The organism is Trichormus variabilis 0441 (genome assembly GCF_009856605.1).
Lineage (GTDB): Bacteria > Cyanobacteriota > Cyanobacteriia > Cyanobacteriales > Nostocaceae > Trichormus > Trichormus variabilis.
Genome location: NZ_CP047242.1, coordinates 3,108,930 through 3,134,655, shown reverse-complemented (window position 1 = coordinate 3,134,655; position 25,726 = coordinate 3,108,930). Strand labels below are relative to the sequence as shown.

23 protein-coding genes and 1 tRNA gene are annotated in these 25,726 nt (G+C 42.4%); 14 read left to right on the top strand and 10 right to left on the bottom strand.

Annotated elements, in window-relative coordinates; translation table 11 throughout:
- Positions 1–41: 41 nt before the first annotated feature.
- Complete coding sequence (locus GSQ19_RS12785) at positions 42–626, top strand: Uma2 family endonuclease (RefSeq protein WP_011318321.1); 585 nt, start codon at positions 42–44, stop codon at positions 624–626.
- 84 nt (positions 627–710) lie between these two features.
- On the opposite strand, the gene GSQ19_RS12780 is transcribed toward GSQ19_RS12785, so the two are convergent.
- Entirely contained in the window at positions 711–2,033 is a 1,323-nt protein-coding gene (locus tag GSQ19_RS12780) for an alkaline phosphatase PhoX (protein ID WP_011318320.1), read from the bottom strand.
- Between the two features lie 706 nt (positions 2,034–2,739).
- Between GSQ19_RS12780 and GSQ19_RS12775 the strand changes: the two genes are divergently transcribed.
- Positions 2,740–3,360: a PEP-CTERM sorting domain-containing protein gene (locus tag GSQ19_RS12775; RefSeq protein ID WP_011318319.1), complete on the top strand. Its 621-nt coding sequence runs from the start codon at positions 2,740–2,742 to the stop codon at positions 3,358–3,360.
- A 239-nt stretch (positions 3,361–3,599) separates the two neighbouring features.
- Here the strand turns inward: GSQ19_RS12775 and GSQ19_RS12770 are convergent, their stop codons facing one another.
- The gene (locus GSQ19_RS12770) at positions 3,600–4,661 is read right to left on the bottom strand and encodes a YheT family hydrolase (RefSeq protein WP_011318318.1); all 1,062 of its coding nucleotides are present in this window, start codon (positions 4,659–4,661) and stop codon (positions 3,600–3,602) included.
- A 156-nt stretch (positions 4,662–4,817) separates the two neighbouring features.
- Between GSQ19_RS12770 and GSQ19_RS12765 the strand changes: the two genes are divergently transcribed.
- The gene (locus GSQ19_RS12765; protein ID WP_010994306.1) at positions 4,818–5,561 is read left to right on the top strand and encodes a response regulator transcription factor; all 744 of its coding nucleotides are present in this window, start codon (positions 4,818–4,820) and stop codon (positions 5,559–5,561) included.
- Between the two features lie 469 nt (positions 5,562–6,030).
- Here the strand turns inward: GSQ19_RS12765 and chlP are convergent, their stop codons facing one another.
- Positions 6,031–7,287, bottom strand: coding sequence for a geranylgeranyl reductase (chlP, locus tag GSQ19_RS12760; RefSeq protein ID WP_011318317.1), 1,257 nt, complete (start codon positions 7,285–7,287; stop codon positions 6,031–6,033).
- A 234-nt stretch (positions 7,288–7,521) separates the two neighbouring features.
- Here chlP and yidD point away from each other — a divergent pair, with 234 nt between their 5' ends.
- The 3 genes from yidD to GSQ19_RS12745 all read left to right on the top strand — a co-directional run bounded on the left by yidD (position 7,522) and on the right by GSQ19_RS12745 (position 9,689).
- Complete coding sequence (yidD, locus tag GSQ19_RS12755) at positions 7,522–8,034, top strand: membrane protein insertion efficiency factor YidD (protein ID WP_011318316.1); 513 nt, start codon at positions 7,522–7,524, stop codon at positions 8,032–8,034.
- 104 nt (positions 8,035–8,138) lie between these two features.
- Positions 8,139–9,155, top strand: a complete 1,017-nt coding sequence (locus GSQ19_RS12750; protein ID WP_010994303.1) for a sulfate/molybdate ABC transporter ATP-binding protein — start codon at positions 8,139–8,141, stop codon at positions 9,153–9,155.
- A 243-nt stretch (positions 9,156–9,398) separates the two neighbouring features.
- The gene (locus tag GSQ19_RS12745; protein WP_011318315.1) at positions 9,399–9,689 is read left to right on the top strand and encodes a helix-turn-helix domain-containing protein; all 291 of its coding nucleotides are present in this window, start codon (positions 9,399–9,401) and stop codon (positions 9,687–9,689) included.
- A gap of 4 nt (positions 9,690–9,693) precedes the next feature.
- On the opposite strand, the gene GSQ19_RS12740 is transcribed toward GSQ19_RS12745, so the two are convergent.
- Positions 9,694–13,017 (bottom strand): leucine-rich repeat domain-containing protein, encoded by a 3,324-nt coding sequence (locus GSQ19_RS12740; RefSeq protein ID WP_011318314.1) that lies wholly within the window; start codon positions 13,015–13,017, stop codon positions 9,694–9,696.
- 254 nt (positions 13,018–13,271) lie between these two features.
- On the opposite strand from GSQ19_RS12740, the gene GSQ19_RS12735 reads away from it, so the two are divergent.
- The 6 genes from GSQ19_RS12735 (at position 13,272) to GSQ19_RS12710 (ending at position 18,614) form a co-directional block, all read left to right on the top strand.
- Entirely contained in the window at positions 13,272–13,898 is a 627-nt protein-coding gene (locus GSQ19_RS12735; protein WP_011318313.1) for a Uma2 family endonuclease, read from the top strand.
- A gap of 111 nt (positions 13,899–14,009) precedes the next feature.
- On the top strand, positions 14,010–14,993 hold the full coding sequence (locus GSQ19_RS12730; RefSeq protein WP_011318312.1) for an alpha-ketoacid dehydrogenase subunit beta: 984 nt from the start codon (positions 14,010–14,012) through the stop codon (positions 14,991–14,993).
- A gap of 166 nt (positions 14,994–15,159) precedes the next feature.
- A complete protein-coding gene (gene secD, locus GSQ19_RS12725) occupies positions 15,160–16,584 on the top strand; it encodes a protein translocase subunit SecD (RefSeq protein ID WP_011318311.1) in 1,425 nt (474 codons plus the stop codon).
- Positions 16,581–17,558 (top strand): protein translocase subunit SecF, encoded by a 978-nt coding sequence (secF, locus tag GSQ19_RS12720; RefSeq protein WP_011318310.1) that lies wholly within the window; start codon positions 16,581–16,583, stop codon positions 17,556–17,558. Before secD ends, secF begins: the two co-directional genes overlap by 4 nt.
- A gap of 66 nt (positions 17,559–17,624) precedes the next feature.
- Positions 17,625–18,038: a hypothetical protein gene (locus tag GSQ19_RS12715; protein ID WP_011318309.1), complete on the top strand. Its 414-nt coding sequence runs from the start codon at positions 17,625–17,627 to the stop codon at positions 18,036–18,038.
- A 105-nt stretch (positions 18,039–18,143) separates the two neighbouring features.
- The gene (locus GSQ19_RS12710) at positions 18,144–18,614 is read left to right on the top strand and encodes a GNAT family N-acetyltransferase (protein WP_011318308.1); all 471 of its coding nucleotides are present in this window, start codon (positions 18,144–18,146) and stop codon (positions 18,612–18,614) included.
- Here GSQ19_RS12710 and GSQ19_RS12705 read toward each other — a convergent pair.
- From GSQ19_RS12705 to GSQ19_RS12680, 6 genes are all read right to left on the bottom strand, one after another.
- A complete protein-coding gene (locus GSQ19_RS12705; protein WP_011318307.1) occupies positions 18,577–19,494 on the bottom strand; it encodes a sensor histidine kinase in 918 nt (305 codons plus the stop codon). The two genes, GSQ19_RS12710 and GSQ19_RS12705, sit on opposite strands and share 38 nt — an antisense overlap.
- Before the next feature lie 118 nt (positions 19,495–19,612).
- Positions 19,613–20,197: an L-threonylcarbamoyladenylate synthase gene (locus GSQ19_RS12700; RefSeq protein WP_011318306.1), complete on the bottom strand. Its 585-nt coding sequence runs from the start codon at positions 20,195–20,197 to the stop codon at positions 19,613–19,615.
- Positions 20,198–20,424: 227 nt separating this feature from the next.
- Complete coding sequence (gene prmC, locus GSQ19_RS12695) at positions 20,425–21,351, bottom strand: peptide chain release factor N(5)-glutamine methyltransferase (RefSeq protein ID WP_011318305.1); 927 nt, start codon at positions 21,349–21,351, stop codon at positions 20,425–20,427.
- Between the two features lie 2 nt (positions 21,352–21,353).
- Entirely contained in the window at positions 21,354–22,184 is an 831-nt protein-coding gene (tic22, locus tag GSQ19_RS12690) for an outer membrane biogenesis protein Tic22 (RefSeq protein WP_011318304.1), read from the bottom strand.
- Positions 22,185–22,834: 650 nt separating this feature from the next.
- Positions 22,835–22,908, bottom strand: a tRNA-Pro gene (locus GSQ19_RS12685).
- A 78-nt stretch (positions 22,909–22,986) separates the two neighbouring features.
- A complete protein-coding gene (locus GSQ19_RS12680) occupies positions 22,987–23,538 on the bottom strand; it encodes a GNAT family N-acetyltransferase (protein ID WP_010994290.1) in 552 nt (183 codons plus the stop codon).
- Positions 23,539–23,919: 381 nt separating this feature from the next.
- Here GSQ19_RS12680 and GSQ19_RS12675 point away from each other — a divergent pair, with 381 nt between their 5' ends.
- Both GSQ19_RS12675 and GSQ19_RS12670 read left to right on the top strand, forming a co-directional pair.
- A complete protein-coding gene (locus GSQ19_RS12675) occupies positions 23,920–24,639 on the top strand; it encodes a hypothetical protein (protein WP_011318303.1) in 720 nt (239 codons plus the stop codon).
- Positions 24,640–24,770: 131 nt separating this feature from the next.
- Positions 24,771–25,685 (top strand): alpha/beta fold hydrolase, encoded by a 915-nt coding sequence (locus GSQ19_RS12670; protein ID WP_011318302.1) that lies wholly within the window; start codon positions 24,771–24,773, stop codon positions 25,683–25,685.
- Positions 25,686–25,726: the final 41 nt, after the last annotated feature.

Below are 25,726 nucleotides of genomic sequence, written 5' to 3'. Positions count from 1 at the left end.
TTATATCAAGCTAAATATTTATTATTTATAGGCAACTAGCCATGCAAAACACAGAAACGACATTACAACTTCGTCTGTGGACAGTTGAAGAATACCACCGGATGGCTGAAGCTGGTATTTTTGGTGCAGATGAACGGGTGGAACTTCTAGAAGGAAAGATTATTTGGATGATTGCTAAAGGAACAGCTCATCGGTCGGCAGTAACTCGGACAGATAGATTACTGCAAAATAGTTTAAAGGATTTAGCGCTAATATGTGTTCAAGATCCTGTAAAGTTAAACGATCGCTCTGAACCAGAACCCGATATTGCTGTTGTCAAAATAGATCCTTTAGACTACGCAGACCACCATCCTACACCATCTGAAGTTTACCTGATTATTGAAGTAGCCGATAGCAGTCTGAAACTAGATTGTGTAACTAAATCTCAGGCTTATTCCCAAGCAGGAATTACTGATTATTGGGTGTTAGATGTAATTAATCGCCAATTGCACGTTTTTCGGCAACCGACTCCACAAGGCTACGAAAGCAAAGTAGTTTTGGCAGAAGATGCAACGATCGTACCCTTAGAGTTTCCTGATTTGCAGATAGCGATTTTAGATATGTTACCACCAGTCAAGAAGTCATGATGAAGGCGATCGCCTCATTTTTTATTGCCAGCGATCGCTTTTCTCAACTGGAGATATCAGATCAGTAAATTGTTGCTATGTTTACTAAACTCGTGAATTCCAAGGACCCCAAATTGCGAAGGTAATACCAGGGCCCTGCATATTGACAAACAGAGTCTGACCATCAGGAGAGAAGCAAGCTCCAGCAAACTCACTACTACCACCCTGAAAGTTGTTACGTACCAAATTATATAGTTTTCCTTCAGGAGTTACACCTCTCAAGAAATTGGGAGCCGCCCCATCCTCACATATAATCAGATCGCCAAAAGGTGCAACACAAATGTTGTCAGGCGCACGAAGATCAGATGCACTTGGAGACTGTACAAACAGTTGAAGTGTATTAGTAGCAGGAACATAACGGAAAACTTGGCCACGACTTCCAGGCCCACCACTGGTAGAACAGAAGTACAATTCACCATTACCGTACCAAATACCTTCCCCACGGGCAAATCTAGCCGCTCCTAAATTACGTCCTTGTACACGGACATTATCTGTAGTTGGGTCTGGTTCAGGAATATCTACCCAATCTATGTTAGTCCATGTTTGTCCTGTATTGAAACCAGTTGCAGTGTTAACACTATTACTACTGCCAGGAGTGCCGCCTATTCTCAGTGCTTGGAGTTTACCACCTAGTGCTAATTGGCCGGGTACATTAGGGATGAAACGGTAGAATAGACTATCGCCGCTATCTTCTGTCTGGTAAACAATTCCGGTTGCGGGGTCTACAGCTATAGCTTCATGATTAAACCGTCCCATTGCCTTGAGAGGAACTGCCTGTACAGGACCAGTTGCACTAGCTGGAACTTCAAAGTTATAACCGTGGAACTTTGTAGACCCATCAGTGCTAGTGGGTGTGCTGACATTTTCTTCACAAGTAATCCATGAACCCCAAGGAGTTGGACCACCTGCACAGTTACGAATAGTTCCACCAAGAGTAGCAAACTGTTTAATTAGCTGGCGATTAGCACCGATAACCAAGTTGGTAGTACCACCTCTACTAGCAGAATCGTAGCCGTAGCCTTGGGGTACGATTACTTGTGTTCCAGAATTGTTGCTCAATTCGTGGTTACAAACCAATATTGTTGTGCCTCTGGGCCCTGGGAAAGCTGCCATACCATCATGAGCGCCAGGTACCGTATTACCATCGATCATGCGATCGCCTGCACGAGATATAACCCGATACTGAAATCCGTTTGGTACTGCTAAAAGCCCGTCGGCACCGGGGAAAAGTGGACCATATCCTGTGGTTGTAGGCGTTGTCTGACCGAAAGCGGCTCTAGCCAGAAGCCCTTCTAAAGGAGAAGCAGCTAATGTTCCGGCAGCAGTTGCACCTGCTATTGTGAAAAATTTACGTCTGGAGAATGCCATGAGAAAATTTTTGGTTAATCAAAATGCCTAGTAAAAATTACTTGTGCTTGATTAAGTTCTGGTAATGATTTATTTAAAACAAAACTAGTTAATAGAATTTACACAGTTTATTTTTTCTACAAAATTGAGATAAATAATATATCTTAAGCAAAAAATGACGGATTTATACTACATGAATGAGCTTGCAAAGAAACATATACGTTTATTATTTTGCTGAATCACCATTAGTGAAATGGTGCAGTTAAGATAAGAGTAAACTCACCCATTAAACCAACAATCAGAACAATTAAGTGATACGTAAGTAAGATGCAATATTAGGTTAAGACCAGTTAAAGATTAATTTAATCAAAAGAAAATTCAATGATTTTTTGACGAATATATATTTTTTGTATTTTATTGAGAAAATAAAACCTAAACTATTAAAACTAAATTCAATCTAATGATAAAATTCCCCCTAGTGGTTTTAGACATTATGAATGTCTAACAACACCAATTTTGTTATTAATTCCCAGGGGCTAGTGAATCTAGCTATTATCAACAAAGCCTATTAGTATAGGCGAATTAAAGCTTTTTATGTGCTTATTAAGCGACATAAAAGCATTTGATATGGCTTGAATATCGCTAAAATTATCTCAGCTTTTGTAACGGATAATTGCGAGTTAGCGATCGTTGCAACAACATCAGAACTCATTTCTAATCTTAAAAAATGAAAAGCATACGTAACCAAATCCAAGCTACTTTAGCTGTTGCTGCTGTTACTTCAATGGCTACTTTAGCCAATATCTCCAGTGCTGATGCTGCTTCCTACAGACTTGATTGGATAGGAAGTCAAGGTTATTCAGCTCAAGGACGTTTCGACTACGACAATATTTTCCAAGGAAGCGTTATTACCCGCGATCAACTAAGCCGTTTCGATATTTCTTTCTTTGACCCCCAAGGAACTTTGTTGCAAAGTTTCAAGTACAGTTTCCCGAATCCTAGCAGTACTTTTAATTTCAACTTTGATACAGTTACAGGGACTATCCTACAAACTGATAGCTTTAACACACCCAACGGCTTTGATTTGGGTATTGACTTCAACACAACCTTAGCAGGATTGTCTTTCTATACTTATCAAGGAGCTGATCTGTCTGCGCTGGGATTACCTACCACTATATTTTTGAAAGATGATCTCTCTCCAGAAGTCTGCGGCACATTTCCCAACTGTCGATTAGATAATGGTGGTCAATTGACAGCAAGTGTTATCCCCGAACCTGGGGTCATTTTCGGTTTGTTAGCAGTTGGTTCCTTGGCTAGAGTCCTCAAAAAAAAGCCAGCATCAGTCTAGACAGTAAACCTGAATAGTTGAAGCCAGCCTGATTATAACTTTAAGTAATCTCTATTCTATCCATAATTAATTCGCCAATTGAGAAAACAAGAGATGGTTATCAAGGTTTTCTCTAGTGTGTAGTTAATGTCAACTGAATTATTCACAAAGCCTGCTTTTATAGGCTTTGTGAATAAAATGAAATATGTACAGCCGTTTGCAAGGAAGTGAGGTAAAGATGCAAAAGTGAACTGCTGCAATCAAAATTTTCTGATGTATTCCAACCACTGCAAAACGCGATTCCACGCCCACCAAGGATCAGCATCTTGGGCTTGTATCTGACCTTTTTTGCTACTTAGATAGCCCATGTGACCACCATAACGAGTCATCAGTAAATCTATCTTGGGATTGCTGTCACAAGTGGCTTGTAATTCGGGAACAAGTTCTGGATGAAATAGCGGGTCATCCGCAGCGTAAACAATGAGACTAGGTTTTGATATCTCTGGTAACAGTTGTAAAGGACTGCTTGCCGCATAATAAGTTTCTACGGATGGGAAACCAAGGCGCTTAATTACCAGTTCATTGTCAAAATCCCAAATGGTGTTAGCTCGTTCAATGGCTTCTGAGTCTAGGGTGCCTGGATGGTGATCATGTATTCGCCATGCTAATTTCTTGAGGTTTTTGGCGATACTCTGTTCTAAATACTTACCTACAGGATGGCGAACTAAGTAACTGAGCGATCGCGTTGCATCTAAATTTGGGCAAATTACTGCACCACCTCCAATGTCACTATATTTTAGCCCAAAATACTCAGTGCCATTAGTTAAGTCTGCCGCAGCTTTCAGTCCCCACAACGCCAGTTGTCCTCCTAAGGAAAACCCTGTAAACCAAAATTTACTGGGACATCCCATAGCAGCCGCACCAGCCGCAATTCTGACAAAATCTTCACCTTCAAATAAACCATCAGAAGTTAGTGTTGGTGATAATTCGGCTGTTTTGCCGTGGGCGCGCCAATCAAATAAAACTACAGCAAATCCTTGAGCATATGCTTTACGTCCCAGCAATCTCAAAAACCATTCATTTTCTAGATCGCCTGTAATGCCATAAGTCCCTACAATCGTACTGTGGGCATTTTCAGGTATGGCAATCAAACAAAAAATAGGTACATTTTGCCCACCCATTAATACTGTTTTATGATACTGAGGTTCTAAATGGGGAGTTGTATTTTGCCAATAACGTTTTCCCCACAAAGTAGTGTAAACAGTTGTAACAACACCATTTCTCAGAAATACAGGCGGATTGTAGGGAGGGAAACATATCATACTGCGAATTTAATGTAATTTTAGTTTTGTTTTCTTAATCCTAGTAGTTTTAAGGTTTATGTTAGATTTAAAATCTTTTTTATAATCAAGACAGAAATCTTTGTATCTACCAAAGGTTCTTATTTATCCTTAATAAGTAGTAATAATTTTTTAAGAATGCCAAGGATTCTTGTAATAGACGATGACCCAGCGATTTCAGAACTTGTTGCTGTCAACCTAGAGATGGCTGGCTACGATGTAAGCCAAGCTGAAGATGGCATAAAAGGTCAAGCACTAGCTCTCCAGCTACAACCAGACTTGATTATGCTTGATCTGATGTTGCCCAGAGTTGATGGTTTTACGGTTTGCCAGCGCTTACGCCGAGACGAACGCACGGCGGAAATTCCTGTTTTGATGTTGACTGCTCTCAGCCAAACTCAAGACAAGGTAGAAGGCTTTAACGCCGGAGCAGATGATTATCTGACCAAACCATTTGAAGTGGAGGAGATGCTGGCACGGGTGCGGGCATTATTACGCCGTACTGATCGCATTCCTCAAGCAGCCAAACATAGCGAAATTCTGAACTATGGGCCTTTGACCTTAGTTCCCGAAAGATTTGAGGCTATATGGTTCGGTCAAACTGTGAAGCTGACTCACTTGGAATTTGAACTCCTCCACTGTTTGCTTCAACGTCACGGACAGACAGTTTCCCCAAGCGAAATTCTCAGAGAAGTTTGGGGTTACGATCCAGATGATGACATTGAAACGATTCGAGTGCATATCCGGCACTTGAGAACTAAGCTAGAACCAGACCCCCGCCACCCCCGCTATATCAAAACAGTATATGGTGCGGGATATTGCCTGGAACTACCCAGCGTCCCACAATCCGGCGAGGGCGCTACCACATCTGTTGTTGAGTGAAATCTTGTTCAAGTCATTGCGCTGAGTCTTTGATTTCATTAATCCGTAACATCTGTGTCACACTGAGGGAAATGCAGTTCGCAAGGTAGGGTAGTATCACGGGATATATGCTCTTCGAGAAGCCGCGTATACGCGTCCAAATCCCCCAAGCTACGTATCCTACAGAATGACACTCACATCGCTACGAATCAACACAAAACTTGACTAGGTAATCAAAATGGCACTCCCTATTGGTATTCAGGGAGTGCCATTTGACAATTAATTTGTAATGTTGTGAGTTGTCAGTTGTTTTGGAGGTGGTTTAATACTCCATCCTAAGAATGGGTGGTTTTTATGTGTCTTCTTGAAAAGTTGCTCCTCTTGAGTAGAACTCAAGACCGCACGGTTCGCTTTGCCACTGACCACTGACTACTGACCACTGACAAACTCCATCCCTATTATGGGTGGAGTTTTTATGATCATCTGAAATTTAGGGTGCTAAAGCGTTACCACGGATGAGACTACCAATTGTCTTGGCAGTAATTTTTAACTGGGTGATGGGGTTCGCGGGGACGACTGTTTTATACAGATAGCTGTCAAAAGTCAGCTTTTGTACATCTAAGTCAGCACACATCTCTACAAATGCCTCACGGGTGGCATCGGAGCGGTAAAATACTGTTTGCAAGATGTCCAGTACTTTGTACGTGAGTCCGTATTTTTTATCCCAGCGTTTGAGATAAATCTTGAGTTCGTTTTCTGTGGGAATGCGACTACCATTTTGAGAAACTTCTACAATGGTTTCTGCACACATCCGCCCAGATTTAGCAGCGAAGTAAATCCCTTCACCAGAGGACTTGGTAACATAGCCAGCAGCGTCTCCAACTAAGGCTATGCGACCAACAACACGCCGAGGACGGGGATGTTCGGGGATTGGGTGGGCTTCTACTTTGATGATTTTACCGCCTGCTAATTTTTCGCTAGCGCGGGCGCGGATACCAGCCTGTAGCTGCTTGATGCTGGCTTTGTGTACCTGCATTGTGCCAGTACCGACGGCTACGTGGTCATATTTGGGGAATACCCAGGCATAAAAGTCTGTGGAAACGTCATTGCCTACATACATTTCGGCAAGGTCGTTGTAATATGCCATTTTATCTTCGGGTAAGCGGATACGCTCTTGGAAGGCGATCGCATAATTATAATCCCCAGCATCCATTTCTTTGGCAATGCGGGAATTAGCCCCATCTGCACCAATAATCAAATCTACTTTTAAAGTTTTTGTGACACCTTGTGCGCCGCCTTCATTATGGTCAACATAATGAATGGTGTATGGGTCGCTGTTATTTCCAGGTATATCAACTTTATGAACGGTGGCATTAATTAAATTTGCCCCTAATTTTGCCGCGCGATTGCGTAAGAAGCCATCTAGGACTTCACGGCGGCACATTCCTATATATTCGTCTTCTTTTATCAGATTGATATCAACTTCACGATTGGAAGGTGAAATCATTTTCATCTTCCGCACTTGACGATCAATAATTTCTGGTGGTAAGTCAAACTCACTTACCATACATAAGGGAATCGCCCCCCCACAGGGTTTGGCGTTATCCAATTTGCGCTCAAACAGGTAGGTCTCAATCCCAGCTTTGGCTAGTGTTTCAGCAGCAGAGGAACCAGCTGGGCCTGACCCAACAACAGCAACCCGTAGTGTCAAAGGTCTTCTCCCAATCTTCACATTTACCGAAAGCATCCTACCACGGTCTTTTGGGTGATTTCTCGCTCTACCTCTAGGTTTTGACAGAAATGCAATATTCCTTAATGTTTCGATACAAATTTGGCACGAGAGATAGAGCTTAGTGAATGGGTAACATACTGTTAGTCAATGGTCAGTTGTTGGTTGCCAATGTTTAAGAGACGTTGTATACAACGTCTGTACATTAACTACTTATCCCCCTACTCCTCTCTATCTTCCTAATCCCTAACTATGCAAATTTCTCCATTGGATACCTTTAGTAGGAAAATTGGTATTGTAGCGATCGCTGGATATCAAAAACACATTTCCCCCCATAAAGGTTTTGCTTGCGCCCATCGACTGTTGTACGGGGGTGAATCTTGCTCTGGTTACATCAAGCGCGTGATTGCAGAGGAGGGATTAATCGCAGCTTGGGATAAATCCCACACCAGGTTTCAAGCTTGTAAACAAGCCAATTTAGTTTTACAAGCATCGAAGATGCAACGAAAGCTGTCACAAATGGAGGACTCAGCACCGACAGAGGAAGCGGATGGAGAAATTGAAGATGATAAGCCGTTAACACGCCCTCAGGCAAGGTCATCAAATTGCTGGGATTCAGGATATTTAAGCGGCGATGATTGTTCTAATTGCTCAGAGATTGTTGATTGTAGTTTCCTCGCCTGTAGCAGCGCTGATGATTGCCATTTACCAGATTGCAGTGGTGTTGAGTGTGATTTCTTGGATTGTGGCAGTGGTGGTAATTAAATCTTTTTTTAATCAGTGAATTTAACTGCATTTATGTATGATATATCTATAACACGGTAAACCTAGCAATTAGCCGTAGATAAATTGGCAGAGGTGTAGCGGCAGTGGGCATAGTAGTTGAAAACGTATCCAAACAATTCGGTAGTTTCCGAGCGGTTGATCAGGTAAACTTAGAAATCCAAAGCGGGAAACTGGTAGCCCTGTTAGGGCCATCGGGATCTGGTAAGTCTACGTTGCTCCGCTTAATTGCTGGTCTCGAAAAGCCAGACGATGGCAGAATTATTCTGACGGGAAAAGACGCTACAAACCAAAGTGTACAAGAACGTAACATTGGGTTTGTATTTCAACACTATGCTTTATTTAAGCATCTGACAGTCCGGCAAAACATCGCTTTTGGGTTAGAAATTCGCAAAGCACCAGCGAATAAAGTCAAAGGGCGGGTAGAACAGTTATTAGAACTAGTGCAGTTGAGTGGGCTAGGCGATCGCTATCCTTCTCAGCTTTCCGGTGGTCAAAGACAAAGGGTAGCCTTAGCTAGAGCCTTAGCAGTAGAACCTAGTGTATTACTTTTAGATGAACCCTTTGGCGCACTTGATGCCAAAGTCCGTAAAGACTTACGCGCATGGTTACGCCGTCTCCATGATGAAGTTCACGTTACCACAGTTTTTGTCACCCACGACCAAGAAGAAGCAATGGAAGTTTCTGATGAGGTCGTAGTCATGAATCAAGGGCGTGTAGAACAGGTAGGAACACCCGCAGAAATTTACGACAATCCAGCTACGTCCTTTGTGATGAGTTTCATTGGGCCAGTAAATGTCTTGCCAAGTAGCTCCAGAATTTTCCAAAGTAGCCAGTTAGAGATAGAACATCCAAACGTATTTTTACGCCCACAAGATGTAGTGATCGAGAAATCTGCTAACGGCACAACCGCACCTGCTACAGTCACTCGATTGATCCACTTGGGCTGGGAAATCAAAGTTGAATTAACCTTAGACGATGGACAAGTTGTCAACGCTCATTTAACACGCGATCGCTACGATGAGCTACAGTTGGAACCAAAGCAAAAGGTATATGTAAAACCTAAGGATGCGAAATCTTTTCCTTTGTATTACTCGATTTAAAGCTGAAACTTTTGTGTGGAGAAGGGTATAGGGGTATAGGGGTGTAGGGGTGTAAGTCTTCAAAAACCCTACACCCTTCCAACGTTTATTGAAATCACGAAAAACTACGTCGTTTGTTAGAGTCTCAAGCGATCGCTTATGCCTTATAAAAGAAAATAGTTAATAAATTTTTGATTGAAATGATTGATATGTAATGTCAATCAATTTAGAAAAAGACTTATTTTTTCAAGGGGAGCATGAAATATGGATATGCAAGTCCTGAGAGAGCGTGCGGGTCTCAGCCGTGCAGAAGTTGCCTTCAGGCTTGCAATCAGTGAAACCAGTGTCCGCAATTGGGAAGCTGGACGCACTGAGCCAACAATGACACCAAAAAAATATGTGGATGCTCTACGTATATTCAAATGTACACCGGAAGAACTAGCATCTGCCAGCGAAAAATCCATTAATCAGCGTCATAAACGCAAGCCAGGAAGGCCGAGACGTTTCCCTGAAAATTCTATAGTTCAGGTAACTGATTCCCCTGTTTGCAGTTAGATTCTCAAGGACTAGGGTGAATTAGCTCTATGCCTAATTTGCTGCCGAGTTCCATAACATTATTTGTAAAGTCTGCCACACTTGCGATCGGGGCAGCAGCTACACTCGCGGCAGTTAGTAAAGCCACCAAACGCTTTTTAAGTTTTGGTGTATTGCGTTCTTTTTCCGGCTTTTGAATTTCTACTTCTACATCATCAATATCAATAATAATATCGTCGCGGCTTGCTGGCGGAAATTGGGCTACAGTTTGGCGTAGGTTGTTGATTAATTGGATAATTTCGTTTATGTTTGCGCCGCTTGTTTGAGTTAAGTCACCAACTTGCTGACTGGCCTTGTCTTTGACTTCGTTGCCAATGTTGACGATACCTACTTGTGCGCCTTGAAAGTTGTTTTTATTTTCTGTCATGGGTTTAAAATCTCCCTGATGGTTGTTATTGTAAATATTGATTCTAACCAGATCGCTTTCTGGATCGTCTTTTTGTGATTTTCGGCGTGATTCTAGTGATTCGTAACCATCTAAAAGTTGACGCAAATCGAGTTTAAGCTTGAGTTTGCCGATGGTGATTGTGGTTTCACCCATTGATTCGAGTCCCAGAAGTTCTTGGTAGTCGAGGGTCGGGTGGTTGGGATGCTTGGGAACGGGAACCCATTCGGTGATTTCCAGGTTGGGGAGACTTTTGTGGATTTGTTGGAAGACATCGCGGAGAATAGCAAGAAATAAGCGGCGGGTTTCTTTACGTCCGCTAATGGCGATGAAGATTTTTTTGTCTTCGGGGTCAGCTTTGATGCGAGCAATATTGTAAATTTCATTGTGTTCTTGATATTGCAGCATTACGCCACTGCGCCAATAGATTTGGTTATAAATTCTTTCGTGGGTTTTGACGATGAAGCGGGAAATGATGCTTTCGGGCAGAACTTTGTAATGGTATTGAAATTCTAGGGTTTCACCTTCTAGTCCTGTTGCGTCTGGTTGGTCTTTGGGGAGAAGTCCCGCAATCAGGAATTGTGGTGGGTAACACTCTAGCGCAAAGCCAAGCTCAAATTCTTTCATCAGTTCAATCAGATAGTCGTGACGCTTGGTAGGGTAACGCTCTGGATTGAGGATGCGGGTGAGATCGGCGGGGGTAAAAATGCCTTTGCTTTTAGTTTTGAGGGTTTCATCACTCAGAAGTGCGTAAATTCCTTCTGTCACCCAATTAGGTTTAAGGACGTTGGTATCTTTGAGGATGGGATGATCGCGGAAGTTGAGAACTAAGCCGAGTCGATGCAGCAAGTCGATGAGTTGATCTTGGTCTTGTTCTTCGGGAATCTTGTTTTCGTGACAGATGCCGATGTAGCGGTTGTAGGTGATGAAGTCTTGGGGCATGGATTCGAGTTGCTGTTTAACCTCAAACCATGAAAGGGGTAGAAGGTCGTAGACTTCTTTGAGGTTGGCAACTTGCTGGAAAATGGAGGTACGAAGTTCATCAATGCCGATATTGTCTTGGCAGGAAGTTTCGATAATTGCTTGGATGTTAGGATATTTTTCCCGTAATGCTTTGCGGTTGATGTCGAGGGGTTGTTCATCTTTTTTATTGCCAACGATAATCACCGGGGACTGTCCGCCGAAGCTTTCGATTAGTTTCAGCCAATATTCGATGCGGTTTTCTTCTTCGCTGGTACGACAATTACAGACTAGGAGATAGAGACTGCGCTTAGTCAGAAAAAACTGATGGGTAGCATGATAAATTTCCTGTCCGCCAAAGTCCCAAACATTGAGACGGATGTCTTTGCTATTGACCTGCACATTCCAAGTTTCTACATTGAGTCCGTTGGTTTGAGGTTGATTTTTATCATATTTATTGTGGATTAGTCGCTCGATGAGGGATGTTTTGCCGACGCTGCCTTGTCCGATGAGCAAGAGCTTGGCTTCGTTGAGTGGACGTACTTCACCACTACGCAGTAATCGCAAGTAATTGAAAATTTCTTCAACTGAACCAACTTCATAGACAGATCCTAAAATCTCTGGTGAAATAGGAAGCGGATTTCCCCGTAAATCTAGTTTTTCCAATTTCGGCAAACTTTCAAGCGCCTCTGGTATCTGGGTTATTTGGTTGCCATCGAGGTGAAGCTCAGTCAAATTGGTTAATTTCGCTATTGCCTCTGCTATCTGGGTTATTTTGTTGTAATTGAGGTAAAGCTCCGTCAGATTGGTTAAATTCGCTATTGCCTCTGGTATCTGGGTTATTTGGTTGGAACTGAGGTGAAGCTCAGTCAAATTGGTTAATTTCGCTATTGCCTCTGCTATCTGGGTTATTTTGTTGTAATTGAAGTAAAGCTCCGTCAGATTGGTTAAATTCGCTATTGTCTCTGGTATCTCGGTTATTTTGTTGTCACTGAGGTCAAGTTGCGTCAGATTGGTTAAATTCGCTATTGCCTCTGGTATCTCGGTTATTTTGTTGTCACTGAGGACAAGCTGCGTCAAATTGGTTAAATTCGCTATTGCCTTTGGTATCTCGGTTATTTGGTTGTAACTGAGGTCAAGTTGCATCAGATTGGTTAAATTCGCTATTGCCTCTGGTATCTCGGTTATTTGGTTGGAAAAGAGGATAAGATGCGTCAGATTGGTTAAATTCGCTATTGCCTTTGGTATCTCGGTTATTTGGTTGTCACCGAGGTCAAGCTGCGTCAGATTGGTTAAATTCGCTATTGCCTTTGGTATCTCGGTTATTTGGTTGTCACCGAGGTCAAGCTGCGTCAGATTGGTTAAATTCGCTATTGCCTCTGGTATCTCGGTTATTTGGTTGGAAAAGAGGATAAGATGCGTCAGATTGGTTAAATTCGCTATTGCCTCTGGTATCTCGGTTATTTGGTTGTCACTGAGGTCAAGCTGCGTCAGATTGGTTAATTTAGCGATCGCCTCTGGTGTCTCGGTTATTTGGTTGGAAAAGAGGATAAGATGCGTCAGATTGGTTAAATTCGCTATTGCCTCTGGTATCTCGGTTATCTCTACTCGAATTAAGATTAGTTCCTCTAAATGTAGTATTTGCGTTACCAGATCAGGAATACGCTCTAAAGGATTGCCACTAATATCCAACTTACGCAAATTAGGCAAACCCAATAATTCGAGTGGAAGCGTTTTTAAATTGTTGCCTGAAACCTTTTTGAGATAGCGGTCTCCTACCCATTCATAACCACCAACCTGCTTTCCCAAAATCAAAGACTCAAGCTGCTGCAACTTACCAATTTCCCCAGGTAACTCAGTCAACTCTTGTCCAGATAAATCCAACTCTCGCCAACCCTCAGTAGCCGCTTGCTCTATCAGTATCAACAACTCATCCTGGGTCATGATTCTAAGGAAAAAGGTAAGAGAAGAAGATTAATGGTGATTATCTTAACTGATTAAGAAAAATGTTAGACATCGTTTTTTACTTGTGCTGATGTGGTTATTGCGGATTTAGGCAACCTCAAAACATAATTGGCAAACCACAGGAGAAGTTCAAAAAGCAAAAAATGCAGATGCCCGACTTATGCAACAAGTCGGGCATCTTCTCATGAATAATTTAGGATGGCTATAGCCCCTCATTTCTAGACGATCGCACCATGACTCAAACTTTACGTAAAGTAATCACATTTGATGAGTTTGCGGCTTGGTATCCAGACAACCCAAGACAACGCTGTGAATTACATGATGGAGTAATTATTGAAATCTCACCACCCACGGGCGACCATGAAGAGATAGTTGGATTTTTAGCTACAAAGCTCACATTAGAATACAGTCACTTAAATTTTCCCTATTTCATACCCAAGACAGCGTTTGTCAAACCCGTGGAGGGTGAATCAGCTTATTCTCCAGACATACTGATATTAAATCGCCCCAATTTAGTCAATGAACCACGTTGGAAAAAAGAATCAACGGTGAGTCAAGCAGCCTCAATTCCCTTGGTAATTGAAGTAGTGAGTAGTAATTGGCGTGATGATTATCACAAGAAATATGCTGACTATGAGCAGATGGGAATCCCTGAATATTGGATTGTAGATTACGCTGCTTTAGGTGGGAGGGAGTTTATTGGCAAGCCGAAACAACCTACTATATTAGTTTGCTGTTTACATGATGGTGAATATCAGATTCATAAATTTCGGGGAAATGACCGTATCCAGTCCGCAACATTCCCAGAGTTGAATTTGACTGTAGAGCAGATTTTTCAAGCCGGAAATCCATCTACCTAAGTATAAACTCACGGAACTTATAAATGAACTTTCAACTAGTGCGATCGCTCACCATATTAGCTACGATGGCACGATAAGATTCTAAAATAATAGTCGTAATAAAAAGTCTAAATGGCAGAAACACTATTCTTCAACGCTCTGCGGGAAGCCATTGATGAAGAAATGGCTCGTGATTCCAGTGTCTTCGTTCTAGGTGAAGACGTAGGACACTATGGTGGCTCCTACAAAGTCACTAAGGATTTATATAAAAAGTATGGTGAACTCAGAATTTTAGACACTCCCATCGCCGAAAACAGTTTTACTGGTATGGCGGTAGGTGCTGCAATGACCGGATTGCGGCCGATAATTGAAGGTATGAACATGGGCTTTCTGCTCCTAGCCTTTAACCAAATCTCCAACAATGCGGGGATGCTACGCTATACTTCCGGCGGTAACTTTAAAATTCCCTTGGTCATTCGTGGCCCTGGTGGTGTAGGTAGACAGTTGGGTGCAGAACACTCCCAACGCTTGGAAACATACTTCCAAGCAGTTCCAGGGTTAAAAATCGTTACCTGCTCTACACCATACAACGCTAAAGGACTGCTAAAATCAGCTATCCGCGACGATAACCCCGTTCTATTCTTTGAACACGTCCTGCTTTATAACTTGAAAGAGGACTTACCGGAAAAAGAATACTACCTACCTTTAGATAAGGCAGAAATTGTCCGTTCTGGTAAAGATGTGACAATCTTGACTTACTCGCGGATGCGTCATCACGTCACCCAAGCGGTAAAAGCTTTAGAAAAACAAGGTTACGACCCAGAAGTAATTGATTTAATATCCCTCAAGCCATTAGATTTAGAAACAATTGGTGCATCAATCCGCAAAACCCACAAAGTCATCATTGTGGAAGAAGCCATGCGAACCGGGGGTATTGCAGCAGAACTAATCGCTTCCATTAACGATCGCTTTTTTGATGAATTAGATGCGCCAGTTCTCAGGCTATCATCTCAAGATATTCCTACACCATACAACGGTACTCTGGAGCGCCTAACAATTGTTCAACCAGAGCAAATTGTCGAAGCTGTGCAGAAAATGATTGCGTTGCGCGTATAGAGAATGGGGACTGGGGAATAGGGACTAGGGACTGGGAAGAAAAAACTGCTACCTCATATCCAATACCCAATACCCGATCCCCAATCACCAGTACCCAATCCCTAAAAGCAACTCATAACTGATTCAAAGAGCGTTATTATAGCGTTTGTCAGTTGCGAGATATGGTATGCAGAGACAGCGATCGCTATTAGCGTTGATTGTAGTTTTATTAATCGCCGCCATTGCGGTGATCTTCACAATTCCCATACCCTTGGGACTAGATTTGCGGGGAGGCTCACAGATCACAATTCTGGTGAAACCAACAGCCGAAATTAAGCAAATCACCGAACGTGAACTGAATGGGGTCAAAAGTGTCGTTGAAGGCCGAATTAATGGTCTTGGTGTTTCTGAACCCGTAATTCAAACTGTAGGGGCAGATAAGATCCTTGTACAGTTACCAGGGGTAAACGACCCAGAACAAGCGGAACGGGTGCTGGGAGGTACAGCACAACTAGAATTCCGTAAACAAAAACCAGGGACTGAAACCCAACTACTAGCATTTCAAGCATCAAGATTAGAACTGCAAGCAAAACAAGCAGAATTAAAAAAAAGTAACGATAAAGCCGCAGTTAATAAAAATTTAGAAGATTTACAAAAAAATAATCAAGCGATCGCTGAGTTATTTGAAAGCACCAATCCACCCCTTGATGGTAAACACTTGCAAGATGCCTATGGTGAACCAACTCAAGGTAGTAGCAATTGGAATGTGGCTATTCGTTTTGACCAAAAAGGCGGCGAACTATTTGCCGAACTGACGAAAAATCTTGCCGGGACTGGACGTAGCATTGGGATCTTTTTAGATAACGAACTGATAAGCGCTCCCAATGTAGGTATAGAGTTTGCTTCTACCGGGATTACTGGTGGTTCGGCTGTGATTACGGGTAGATTTACAGCACAACAAGCCAATGATTTAGGTGTGCAGTTACGTGGTGGTGCTTTGCCTGTACCAGTAGAAATTGCCGAAATTCGCACAGTTGGCGCAACCTTAGGTCAAGACAGCATCAAAAGCAGTATCTATGCTGGACTTGGTGGTTTGGCTTTAGTACTCATATTTATGGTTGTGTACTACAGGCTGCCAGGATTAATTGCCGATATCGCCTTAGTTATCTACGCTATCTTAACCTGGGCTAGTTTCGCGCTGTTAGGTATAACCTTGACCTTACCAGGCATCGCAGGTTTCATTCTCAGTATCGGCATGGCAGTAGATGCCAACGTGCTAATTTTTGAGCGCACACGGGAAGAACTACAGGCTGGTAAATCCTTGTATCGTTCTGTAGAATCCGGCTTTTACCGCGCTTTCTCCAGCATCTTAGATGGTAACCTGACAACAGTCATTGCTTGTGCTGCCTTATTCTGGTTGGGGGCTGGTCTAGTCAAAGGTTTTGCTTTAACCTTGGCATTGGGTGTCGCCGTGAGTATGTTTAGCGCCATTACCTGTAGTCGCACCTTCATGTTTTTGGCAATCAGTATTCCTAGTTTGCGTAAACCAGAACTCTTCTGTCCCAACCTACCAGGAACAAGTGCATCGAATAAGACTGAGGTGGCTAAATGAAACTAAGTATAAATAAATCGCGATCGCTTTGGTGGATTCTTTCTAGTGTCATCACCCTGGTTGGTCTGATTTCAATGTTGATCTCTTGGCAAAACCCTGATATTCGCGCTCCCTTACGTCCAAGTTTGGATTTTATCGGTGGTACGAGATTACAGTTTGAAAGGGACTGCACCAAACCAGGAAACTGCGACCAACCGATTGATATTAACGTTGTGCGGGAAGTAGCCAAAGCCCAAGGTTTAGGTGACAGCAGTATTCAAATTGTCACTGATAGAGAAACAGGCGCAGAAAACGGCATCTCAATCCGCACCAAAACCTTAGAGCGTGAGGAACGGACTAATTTACAAAATGCCTTAAGTGAAAAAATTGGGTCTTTTGACGAGCAGAAAAATCAGTTTGATACAGTCGGGCCTACCTTAGGGAGAGAATTATTTACCTCTGGGATGATCGCCCTGATTGTATCTTTTGCAGGCATCGTCATTTACTTAAACTTCCGCTTCCAATTAGACTACGCCGTATTTGCCATCATTGCCCTATTCCATGATGTCTTAATCACAGCAGGCATATTCTCAATTTTCGGTTTAGTTTTCGGTACTGAAGTCGATAGCTTATTTATCGTAGCTCTACTGACAATTACTGGTTTCTCCGTCAACGATACAGTAGTAATATACGATCGCATCCGAGAAACCCTAAAACTAGAACCCAATCGCCCCATCGCTGATATAGTCGATGATGCAGTAAACCAAACCCTGGGAAGGTCAATTAACACAACCTTGACTACCATGTTGCCACTGTTCGCAATCTATTTATTTGGTGGCGAAACCCTAAAAAACTTTGCTCTAGCTCTAATTTTTGGCTTCTTAGCAGGAGCTTATTCCAGTATCTTCATCGCCAGCACCCTACTAACACTGTGGCGTGAACGTACCAGTTCATCTACAGTATTACCAAACACAGAGGTAGCTGATACACAATAGTCATTACCCAATCCCCAATCCCCAATCCCCAGTCCCCAATCCCCAATCCCCAATCCCCCGTAGCCTATGGATGAACCAGAACAATCCCCAAGCTTTAGCAATCATACAGAAGGTAACGAGTCATCTTTAGTTGAACAAGTACGGAGACTACATCAGTTAACTGTGTATGGTAGGTGGTGTTTTGTTGGCTGTTTATGGCTAACAGTTGCACCTGTTTCCCTATGGAATCTACGGGCAGAAATTGCTTTGTGGCAACAATATTTTACTTGGGTAGCAGTGCGTTATGGACTTTTTTACCATCCACTGTCTACCTTGGGTTTAGGTTTGTGTATAGGGATGACGGCGGCTATTTTAGTTTGGCAGAGTCGGAATATTTTGCTGGGTATACCACAAGAGGAAAGGCAGCGCCTCGAAAAGCAAGTGTTTCATATCCGGCAGCAAGGGCCAACACACCCTCTATGGAAGTGGATTTCCCATTAAACACTCAACTGGAAAATAGTTGCATATACATACACATTTACAATAATTTCTTGCAAAATAGGACTAAAAGACAGTAAAAATACTGCCCTATCGGAGCAACTATACATGAGCTATCCTCAGATCCAGTTTCGTAATCGCCAGTCTGAAGTAGACCTTTATCAACTCCAACAGCTATTTAATATTTCTGCTTTTTGGGCGAAAGGACGCAGTATTGAGGATTTAGGTGTAGCTATTGCCAACAGTGACCCGGTAATTTCCGTTTGGGATGCAGAGCGTCTAATTGGTTTTGCTAGAGCAACCTCCGATGGCATATATCGCGCCACAATTTGGGATGTTGTCATCCATCCAGACTACCAAGGTAATGGCTTAGGAAGTAAATTAGTCGAAACTGTCTTAGCTCACCCCCGCATGAGGTGGGTAGAGCGTGTATATTTAATGACTACCAACCGACAGGAGTTTTACGAAAAAATCGGCTTCCACGCTAACAACAGCACTACTATGGTGCTATATAACCAATCCCGAATTAGCTCTTTAGCTACTACAGAAGTTCAGCTTCAGGAATCGCTAGGGGGATAGACAATTCTAGTCTAGTTAATTGCTCTGCTGGGTGAGATTCAGAAGAGGGGAGGATTTCTAACTTTCCTCCCATCACCGTTAGCAGTTTTTGATTAAGTAACAGCTTCATACTCGGAGAAAGACGAGTGTTCTGTTTATCTTTCGGCGAAGATTCGTCAGTCATTTGAAGTAAATCAATCGATTCACTTTTAACTACAGTATGACTAGGTAAATCTAACCAAATAGAAACATCTTTGCTTTCAGGTGCAAGCTTTGCAGAAATAAAGATACTTCCTTCCTGCATTTGACCAATGGCAGTGTCCACTAAGTTTAACAGGACTTGTCGTAGCCATCTTGCATCTGCCAAAACATAAATCTCTGGGTCGGGAGGTGAAATCTGCAATTTTAAATTGCGGTCTACCGCCAGCATATAAGTTAATTTATATACTTCTTGTAAAATTTCGGCTAAAGAATTTGGCTGAATATCCAACTTATTGTTACCGTGTTCTGCCTTGGCAACATTGAGGATTTCATCCATGAGATGCAGCAGTTTTAAAGCTCTCTCATGAGCTTGGGCAATAAATTCGTGCTCCTCTGCTGGATCTTCACAAAGATCAGACAAAATTAACTGATGTAAACCAATGAGACCATTGAGAGGCGATCGCAATTCATGGGTAGTCCTCGCTAAGAAACCCCCTTTAAACTGGCTCATCTCTTGCGCCATTTCGTAGGCTAGCTGTGTTTGTTGGAGCTGTTGCTGGAGTTGTAATGTGTACTCTTGCTCCTCCGGTGTGACTGTAGACTGGCTGGCAGTGCTATTTGTAGACCGCGCAAATAAACCACGAACGCCAAGCCCAAATAATAATCCTGCTCCTAGATATACCCAGTTGCTCCAATTCATATTAGAAAGTTATTAACTTGTTAAATTGACCACAAAGTATAAAAATCAGTTTCCTTGAAGACTTATGCACCCCATTTATTGCTTGAGACTGGGTGTAAAAGTTTAAAACCCCACACCCCTACACCCCTAAACTGACTGCTCCTTGCCGCAATATTTGCCAATTTTCCCCTGTCCATTTGGCAACAGTAGAAGGTAAGCCAATTCCCTCCATTTCTAACGCTGTTGATTCCAGTGTCAACACCGAGGGAAACTGAGCATCAATCTCTGCCATTGTTAGTAAAGCCGGCTGTCCTGAGAAATTAGCGCTAGTAGTGGCCAGAGGTCCAGTTTGTGACAAAATCTTTTGAGCGATCGCATTCTTAGGCACACGAATACCAATAGTTGTTGGATCAATCGGATTCATCACTTTGGGAACGCGCTTACTAGCTGGTAATACTAATGTCAACGCTCCCGGCCAATATTGACTGACTACTTGTTCCCAAATTTGCTGATCTTGCTCACTACCTTCTACATAAGGCCACAAATCTTCTGCACTTGCAGCCATCAAAATTAAAGGTTTGTCCTGACTGCGCTGTTTAGCAGCAAAAATCAATCCTGCTTGTTCTGGTAGAGTCGCCAGCGCCGGTACCGTATCCGTAGGGAAACTAACTAAACCGCCAGTACGCACACCAGCGATTAATGCTGCTAATGAAACACTAGTCAAGTCGCTTCGCTCCAATTCAAAATTCAAAATTCAAAATTCAAAATTTAAAATTAAATACCCCACGGATAAATCCAGGGGCTTGAATTAATGCTGTTTCACTTTTTTTCTTCTCCTAAATCAATTCAAAATACCCTACGGAAAACTAAAGCTACAAAATTTGTCTTGAATAGGACTTACGCAGTGTGACTAATTTTCTGGCTTTTTTGTCAATAGTCCACAGCCAATAGTCAAACCATCCCTCTTGCTATTTCAGCTAAAGCGAAACGCTCAATACCAGCTAAGTCAGAATGGATTTGAATGTTACTATAACTGCCCTGTTGAAGCAACAAAGCCTGTACCGCTTCCGCTTGACCTGCCATCATTTCAATTAACCATATACCCTCAGGTCGTAAATAACTGGGGGCAACTTCTATTAGATGGCGGATGGCATCTAAGCCATCCGCACCGCCATCTAAGGCTAAATGTGGTTCATGGTTTACTACTTCTGGTTGTAGCGTAGGCACGATGTCGCTGGGAATATAAGGAGGGTTAGATACCATACCGCTAAATTGACCTTTCAGCAAAGTTAAAGGCTCCCACCAGCGACCCTGATAAAACCGCATTCTATCAACCAAACCTGTGTTCTGGGCATTTTGCTGGGCGATCGCCAAAGCTTCTAAACTGCAATCTACAGCATGAATTGTGGCTTCAGGGAAAGCATCAGCTAACCCCAAAGCGATCGCCCCACTACCAGTTCCCAAGTCTACCCAATGTCCTTGCTGTAACTGCAAAGCCGATTCACTGTTCGCAACAGCAGCTACAGCTAAATCAATCAAGCACTCAGTTTCTGGTCTGGGAATCAAAACAGCACTCGACACCGTAAGTCTGAAGTTGCGCCAAGGTGTGACTCCAGCGATGTACTGTACGGGTAAGCGATCGCCTAATCGCCTTTGCCAAAGTTGGTCTAACTTGTCCAGAGATAAACCCATCGGCACTTCAGAGCAGTCTTTAAACGACTCTAAACGCAGTGCCAAGCGGTCTAAACCAGCTATTTCCTGCAATAGCCAATCAACTTCTACTATGGGAATATTGTGAGCGATCGCTGCTTGATTTGCTTTGATGCGCCACTGCCAAAGTTGTAAACCAGAAACTACATTTGCCTGTCGATTTGTCATGCCTAACGTGAATTCGGTCGGGAATTATTATTGTTACGATTAGGAGCAGCAGGAGTGTTAGGCGCTTTGTCTTTCGGTAGAGTCCTAATATATTCTCTCGATTCTGGAGATGGCACTAATACAACTTGATTGAGCCAAGGATCATTCTTATCTTGTAATGTCTGTAGCACGCCGTCTATGTCTAGAACTTGAATATCCGCCTTTGGATGTTTTGGCTTGACTTGCCCCAATAAGCCTTGTGCATCCTGTTTACTCAAAAATAGTGGGACAACTTGTTCGTTGCCAGTACCTACTTTGATTGGCACATAACCCTGATCTGGCGCAAATCTCACAGCAAACATCGGTACACTCTTAAACTGATTTACCTGTTGACCACTTTGGCGCAATAAATCCATTGCCCCTTTAATTTCCTGGTCTACAGGTTTAAAAGCAAATAACAGGCGATTAGGGTCTTTTTTTGTTTGTTGCAACTGTTGATAAATCACCCCTAGTGGCACTGCGGTCACCTGTAGGCTTTTAACGATTTCCTGCATCTTGGGATCTTTATTTTTGGCGTTGCGCAGTTCGTTAATAAAAGCCTGAGCTTCCTGCCGACTCATATAAGCCCCAGTGATTGAACCACCGGCCTTTTGTCCGTTTTGCGCGTTTGGTAAAGGACGGCTTAATGGTAAGCCTTTTTCATTTGTAACTAAATAAATAGGTACGCTATCCAACTTTTCTTTGATTTGTTGTTCTGATAATGCTACTGCTGGAAGGCTACCTAAAGATAATGTTCCGAGTAAAGTACTTCCAACTAAACCTAGTGTTGCGCCCCAGCGAACCAATGCTTTCATGAGTATTCCTCGTCTTAATGTGTTCCAGTTGAGTTAGACAAATTGTTGGATTTACACGCCACCAACCCGTCTTAGTTATATATCAATCTCTTGAAAATGAGAAAAGTTGTGGTAGTTGTGAAATGCTCCTAATCTACTCTTAAAGCACTAGATTTTCCAACTCTCAAGGATAGTTGTCTTATCGTTGCTGCCTGTTGACCGTACTCTTAGTTATACTTTTCTCAGTTTTGCTTAACTATTTACTACACATTCATGTAGATGCCTGTTAAATATAGCCGCCACCGGGCAGAAAACTTTCCCGCTTTGGTAAATACGGTCAATGTCATTTTATTGCCCTTATCCAAATATGAGGACGCTTTTAACCACTAATCGTTCCTCCTATTGCTAGTTACTTTGCTGCTCGATTTTATACATATATATTTAGTTTTTAGATTTTAATTTTACAAAAAATTCTTTGTAATTCTTTCTTAATAGGCGATAGTTATAAAATGATTAATTTAAGATTTTCAGTGTAAATACAGGTATTAATAGTATTTTGAAAATATTAATTGAGTAGTGGCATAGTAAATTTTAATTGTTCTGATTTTTATCATAAGAAAAAACCATACCTCGTTTTCAGAGGTATGGTTTTTTCTTATCAGTAATTCTAATCGGGATGACAGGATTTGAACCTGCGGCATCCTGCTCCCAAAGCAGGCGCGCTACCAAGCTGCGCTACATCCCGATTTCACTTTATTCACACAAGCTTTAGCTATCATAGCTGATTTTTTAGATATTGGCTATGTTTCTTTCCCGAAAAAATTTAATGAGGATACCAAAACATACCTTTGATGCCTTCCGGATCTGGCATAAAACCCATAGTCCTGTAGAAGTCTACAACATGAGGATCAGCAAAAAGGGTCACATTACTAATTTCTTCACTCCTGAGTTTTTTAAGTACATACTTCATCAAAGCTTTACCCAGTCCTTTACCTTGAAAATCTGGGTGAACTACCACATCCCAAATAGTGGCATTAAAAGCGTGATCTGAGGTAGCACGGGCAAAACCAATCAGCCGCCTTTGGTTTCCTCGCACTTGCCACATTGTGGCTACGAGAAAACTATGCTCAATGGCTTTCTTTACTTTCCTTAAGGGACGACGTGACCAACCTACAGCATCACAAAGTTCTTCGAGTTCATACAGATCAATATCTCGCTCGGTGCTAAAAACGATACGTTCCGCATTTCTTGTAGCTGCCGAAGCGTCGCTTTTCGGATTAGAGTTGCCCGTAGCGTCTACTGTATGTTCTTCAAGCGGTTGTGTTCTACTTGTCGCAGATTCAGGAGTACTAAACCAAGTTTTCCAAAAACCCATGCCAACGCGGTTCGGGTAGTATAACTAAATTGGTGTCCACTATCGAGAGTGTTGATTCACACCTGACAAAGCAAGTACCATTGTTTAGCCCTTACACTCAATTTTGTGAGAAGTCTTTGGGACTTTCAATGGTGACAGCCCGTTACGGAGTTTTTCACACCAATTATTTTCAACTTTAGCACTTTGTTGTAAAGGCTAGGACAAATTCCTCAAAACGAGAGTATCTAAAGAGTGAATTGTATATAAAAGAGATTAGGTATTGAGTATTGGGCAGTGTTGAGTACTAAGTACTGAGTATTTTATTTACGATTTACTTAGGTTTACCACTGATTTCCAGTCCCCAGTCTCCAGGCGATAAAAGCAAGCGAGTCTTACACTACGATGGCTTCTGGTTTAAAATCTTCGACACTGGAACTTCTCAAACGCTTTAATCGAGCGTTTCCCCAGTTCTATGAACAATTTGTAAGCAGTGAGATTCAACTGCAAAATTTGCGGCTAGCTTATCGTCTCTATAAAACCAAACGTGCCGTAATTGAGTTGAAGCCGGAAGGTAGTAAAAGTGCGCTGCATTTTGCCTACCGCAATCAGTCATTTCTTCTCAGTGATATTTTCGGTGTACTAGCCGCTTACGGACTAACTATTCACGGTCTGAGTCTATATGGACAAATTAGACCCCCGATGTTAGTTTTTATCAAACTTTTGGTATCGCGTGGCAGTAAAGCCTTAACAGAGAAAACCGCAGAAAACGTTTGCCGCGCCATTCGTGAGGCTTTGGGAGGGCGGTTTGAGGTAGAAGAGATGTTGGCTGTGGAATTCAACCTAGATGTGGGTTTAGAACAAGTACAGACTGAATTCTATGTTGATCCGGTTTTTCATCTCCCTGCTTTGGTGATTGAAGCTGACAATCAACCGGGATTATTTTACAAAGTTATGTACGCCATTTGGCAGGAAGATTTACTAGTAGTTAATGCGAATTTACTAGTTTGGCGCGGACGGACTCGGCTAATTCTCTATTTGTTGGGACCAAATGAAAGCCTTATTCCTGAATATTTAGGACACAAAATTGCTGAAGGGGTACGCCAAAGGTTGTTGGGGAAATGATGGTAAGTAGTAAGGACTAGGGATTAGGGACTACAGAGCGTACTGATCTCCTAAGCCCTAAACTCTATTTTCATTTTGAATTTTGAATTGCTTATTTCAGTCGCGCCCACCCTTAGGGTTACGATATAAATATGGCAACTATTGAAATCTTAGGCTTTCCACACGCCTACGAGCTGACAGCTCCTACATCCTACCCAGATGCTTTAGTATTTATTCACGGTTGGCTCAATAGCCGTGGATACTGGCAACCTGTGACTTCTCGCTTGTCAGTTGACTTTCAGTGTCTGTCTTATGATTTACGAGGCTTTGGAGAGTCTCAGTCACAGCTAGAAACTGATTTTCATCGGGGATCAAGTTCTGCCAGTTTATCTGCTCAGTCTCTTCAAGAGATTAATTTATCTTTTGATTCTCTGTATACACCAGCAGCTTATGCTCAAGATTTGGCAGCCCTGTTGGAACAGCTAAATATTACCAGTGCTTGGCTTGTTGGTCATTCGTTGGGAGGTACTATCGCTCTATGGGCAGCTGCTCAAATTCCTCAACGGATTAAGGGTGTCATTTGTATTAACGCAGGTGGCGGTATTTACCTGAAAGAAGCGTTTGAACAGTTCCGGATGGCAGGACAAAGATTTTTACAAGTCCGTCCGCGTTGGTTGTCCCAATTGCCTCTAATTGACTTATTATTCACCAGAGCTAGTGTATCTCGTCCCCTGGATCGCCAGTGGGCGCGTCAGCGTGTAATAGATTTTGTTGTAGCTGACCCTGAAGCAGCTTTAGGTGCTTTGCTAGATTCCACAACAGAGGATGAAGTTAATCGATTACCAAAGCTAGTATCTCAGTTAAAGCAGCCAGTTTATTTCCTGGCTGGCACTGACGATAAGGTGATGGAACCCAAATATGTTCGCCACTTAGCGAGTTTTCATCCACTTTTCCAATACTGTGGTGATAACGTGATTGAAATTCCTGATTGTGGACATTTGGCAATGTTAGAACAACCAGATGCGGTTGCTAGTCATATTAAGTCATTGGTCATTGGTCATGGGTAATGGGTCAACAGTCTCTGACAATTTTACAGACCGTGTCTCTG

Coding starts and splice junctions, on each gene's coding strand:
- GSQ19_RS12740 (WP_011318314.1), bottom strand. CDS start 13,017: ATGACCCAGGATGAGTTGTTGATACTGATAGAGCAAGCGGCTACTGAG.
- GSQ19_RS12675 (WP_011318303.1), top strand. CDS start 23,920: ATGGCTTCTGGTTTAAAATCTTCGACACTGGAACTTCTCAAACGCTTT.
- GSQ19_RS12775 (WP_011318319.1), top strand. CDS start 2,740: ATGAAAAGCATACGTAACCAAATCCAAGCTACTTTAGCTGTTGCTGCT.
- GSQ19_RS12765 (WP_010994306.1), top strand. CDS start 4,818: ATGCCAAGGATTCTTGTAATAGACGATGACCCAGCGATTTCAGAACTT.
- GSQ19_RS12670 (WP_011318302.1), top strand. CDS start 24,771: ATGGCAACTATTGAAATCTTAGGCTTTCCACACGCCTACGAGCTGACA.
- GSQ19_RS12680 (WP_010994290.1), bottom strand. CDS start 23,538: ATGGGTTTTTGGAAAACTTGGTTTAGTACTCCTGAATCTGCGACAAGT.
- secD (WP_011318311.1), top strand. CDS start 15,160: ATGCAGAGACAGCGATCGCTATTAGCGTTGATTGTAGTTTTATTAATC.
- GSQ19_RS12770 (WP_011318318.1), bottom strand. CDS start 4,661: ATGATATGTTTCCCTCCCTACAATCCGCCTGTATTTCTGAGAAATGGT.
- GSQ19_RS12730 (WP_011318312.1), top strand. CDS start 14,010: ATGGCAGAAACACTATTCTTCAACGCTCTGCGGGAAGCCATTGATGAA.
- GSQ19_RS12785 (WP_011318321.1), top strand. CDS start 42: ATGCAAAACACAGAAACGACATTACAACTTCGTCTGTGGACAGTTGAA.
- GSQ19_RS12780 (WP_011318320.1), bottom strand. CDS start 2,033: ATGGCATTCTCCAGACGTAAATTTTTCACAATAGCAGGTGCAACTGCT.
- GSQ19_RS12705 (WP_011318307.1), bottom strand. CDS start 19,494: ATGAATTGGAGCAACTGGGTATATCTAGGAGCAGGATTATTATTTGGG.
- GSQ19_RS12715 (WP_011318309.1), top strand. CDS start 17,625: ATGGATGAACCAGAACAATCCCCAAGCTTTAGCAATCATACAGAAGGT.
- secF (WP_011318310.1), top strand. CDS start 16,581: ATGAAACTAAGTATAAATAAATCGCGATCGCTTTGGTGGATTCTTTCT.
- GSQ19_RS12710 (WP_011318308.1), top strand. CDS start 18,144: ATGAGCTATCCTCAGATCCAGTTTCGTAATCGCCAGTCTGAAGTAGAC.
- yidD (WP_011318316.1), top strand. CDS start 7,522: ATGCAAATTTCTCCATTGGATACCTTTAGTAGGAAAATTGGTATTGTA.
- prmC (WP_011318305.1), bottom strand. CDS start 21,351: ATGACAAATCGACAGGCAAATGTAGTTTCTGGTTTACAACTTTGGCAG.
- tic22 (WP_011318304.1), bottom strand. CDS start 22,184: ATGAAAGCATTGGTTCGCTGGGGCGCAACACTAGGTTTAGTTGGAAGT.
- GSQ19_RS12745 (WP_011318315.1), top strand. CDS start 9,399: ATGGATATGCAAGTCCTGAGAGAGCGTGCGGGTCTCAGCCGTGCAGAA.
- GSQ19_RS12735 (WP_011318313.1), top strand. CDS start 13,272: ATGACTCAAACTTTACGTAAAGTAATCACATTTGATGAGTTTGCGGCT.
- chlP (WP_011318317.1), bottom strand. CDS start 7,287: ATGCTTTCGGTAAATGTGAAGATTGGGAGAAGACCTTTGACACTACGG.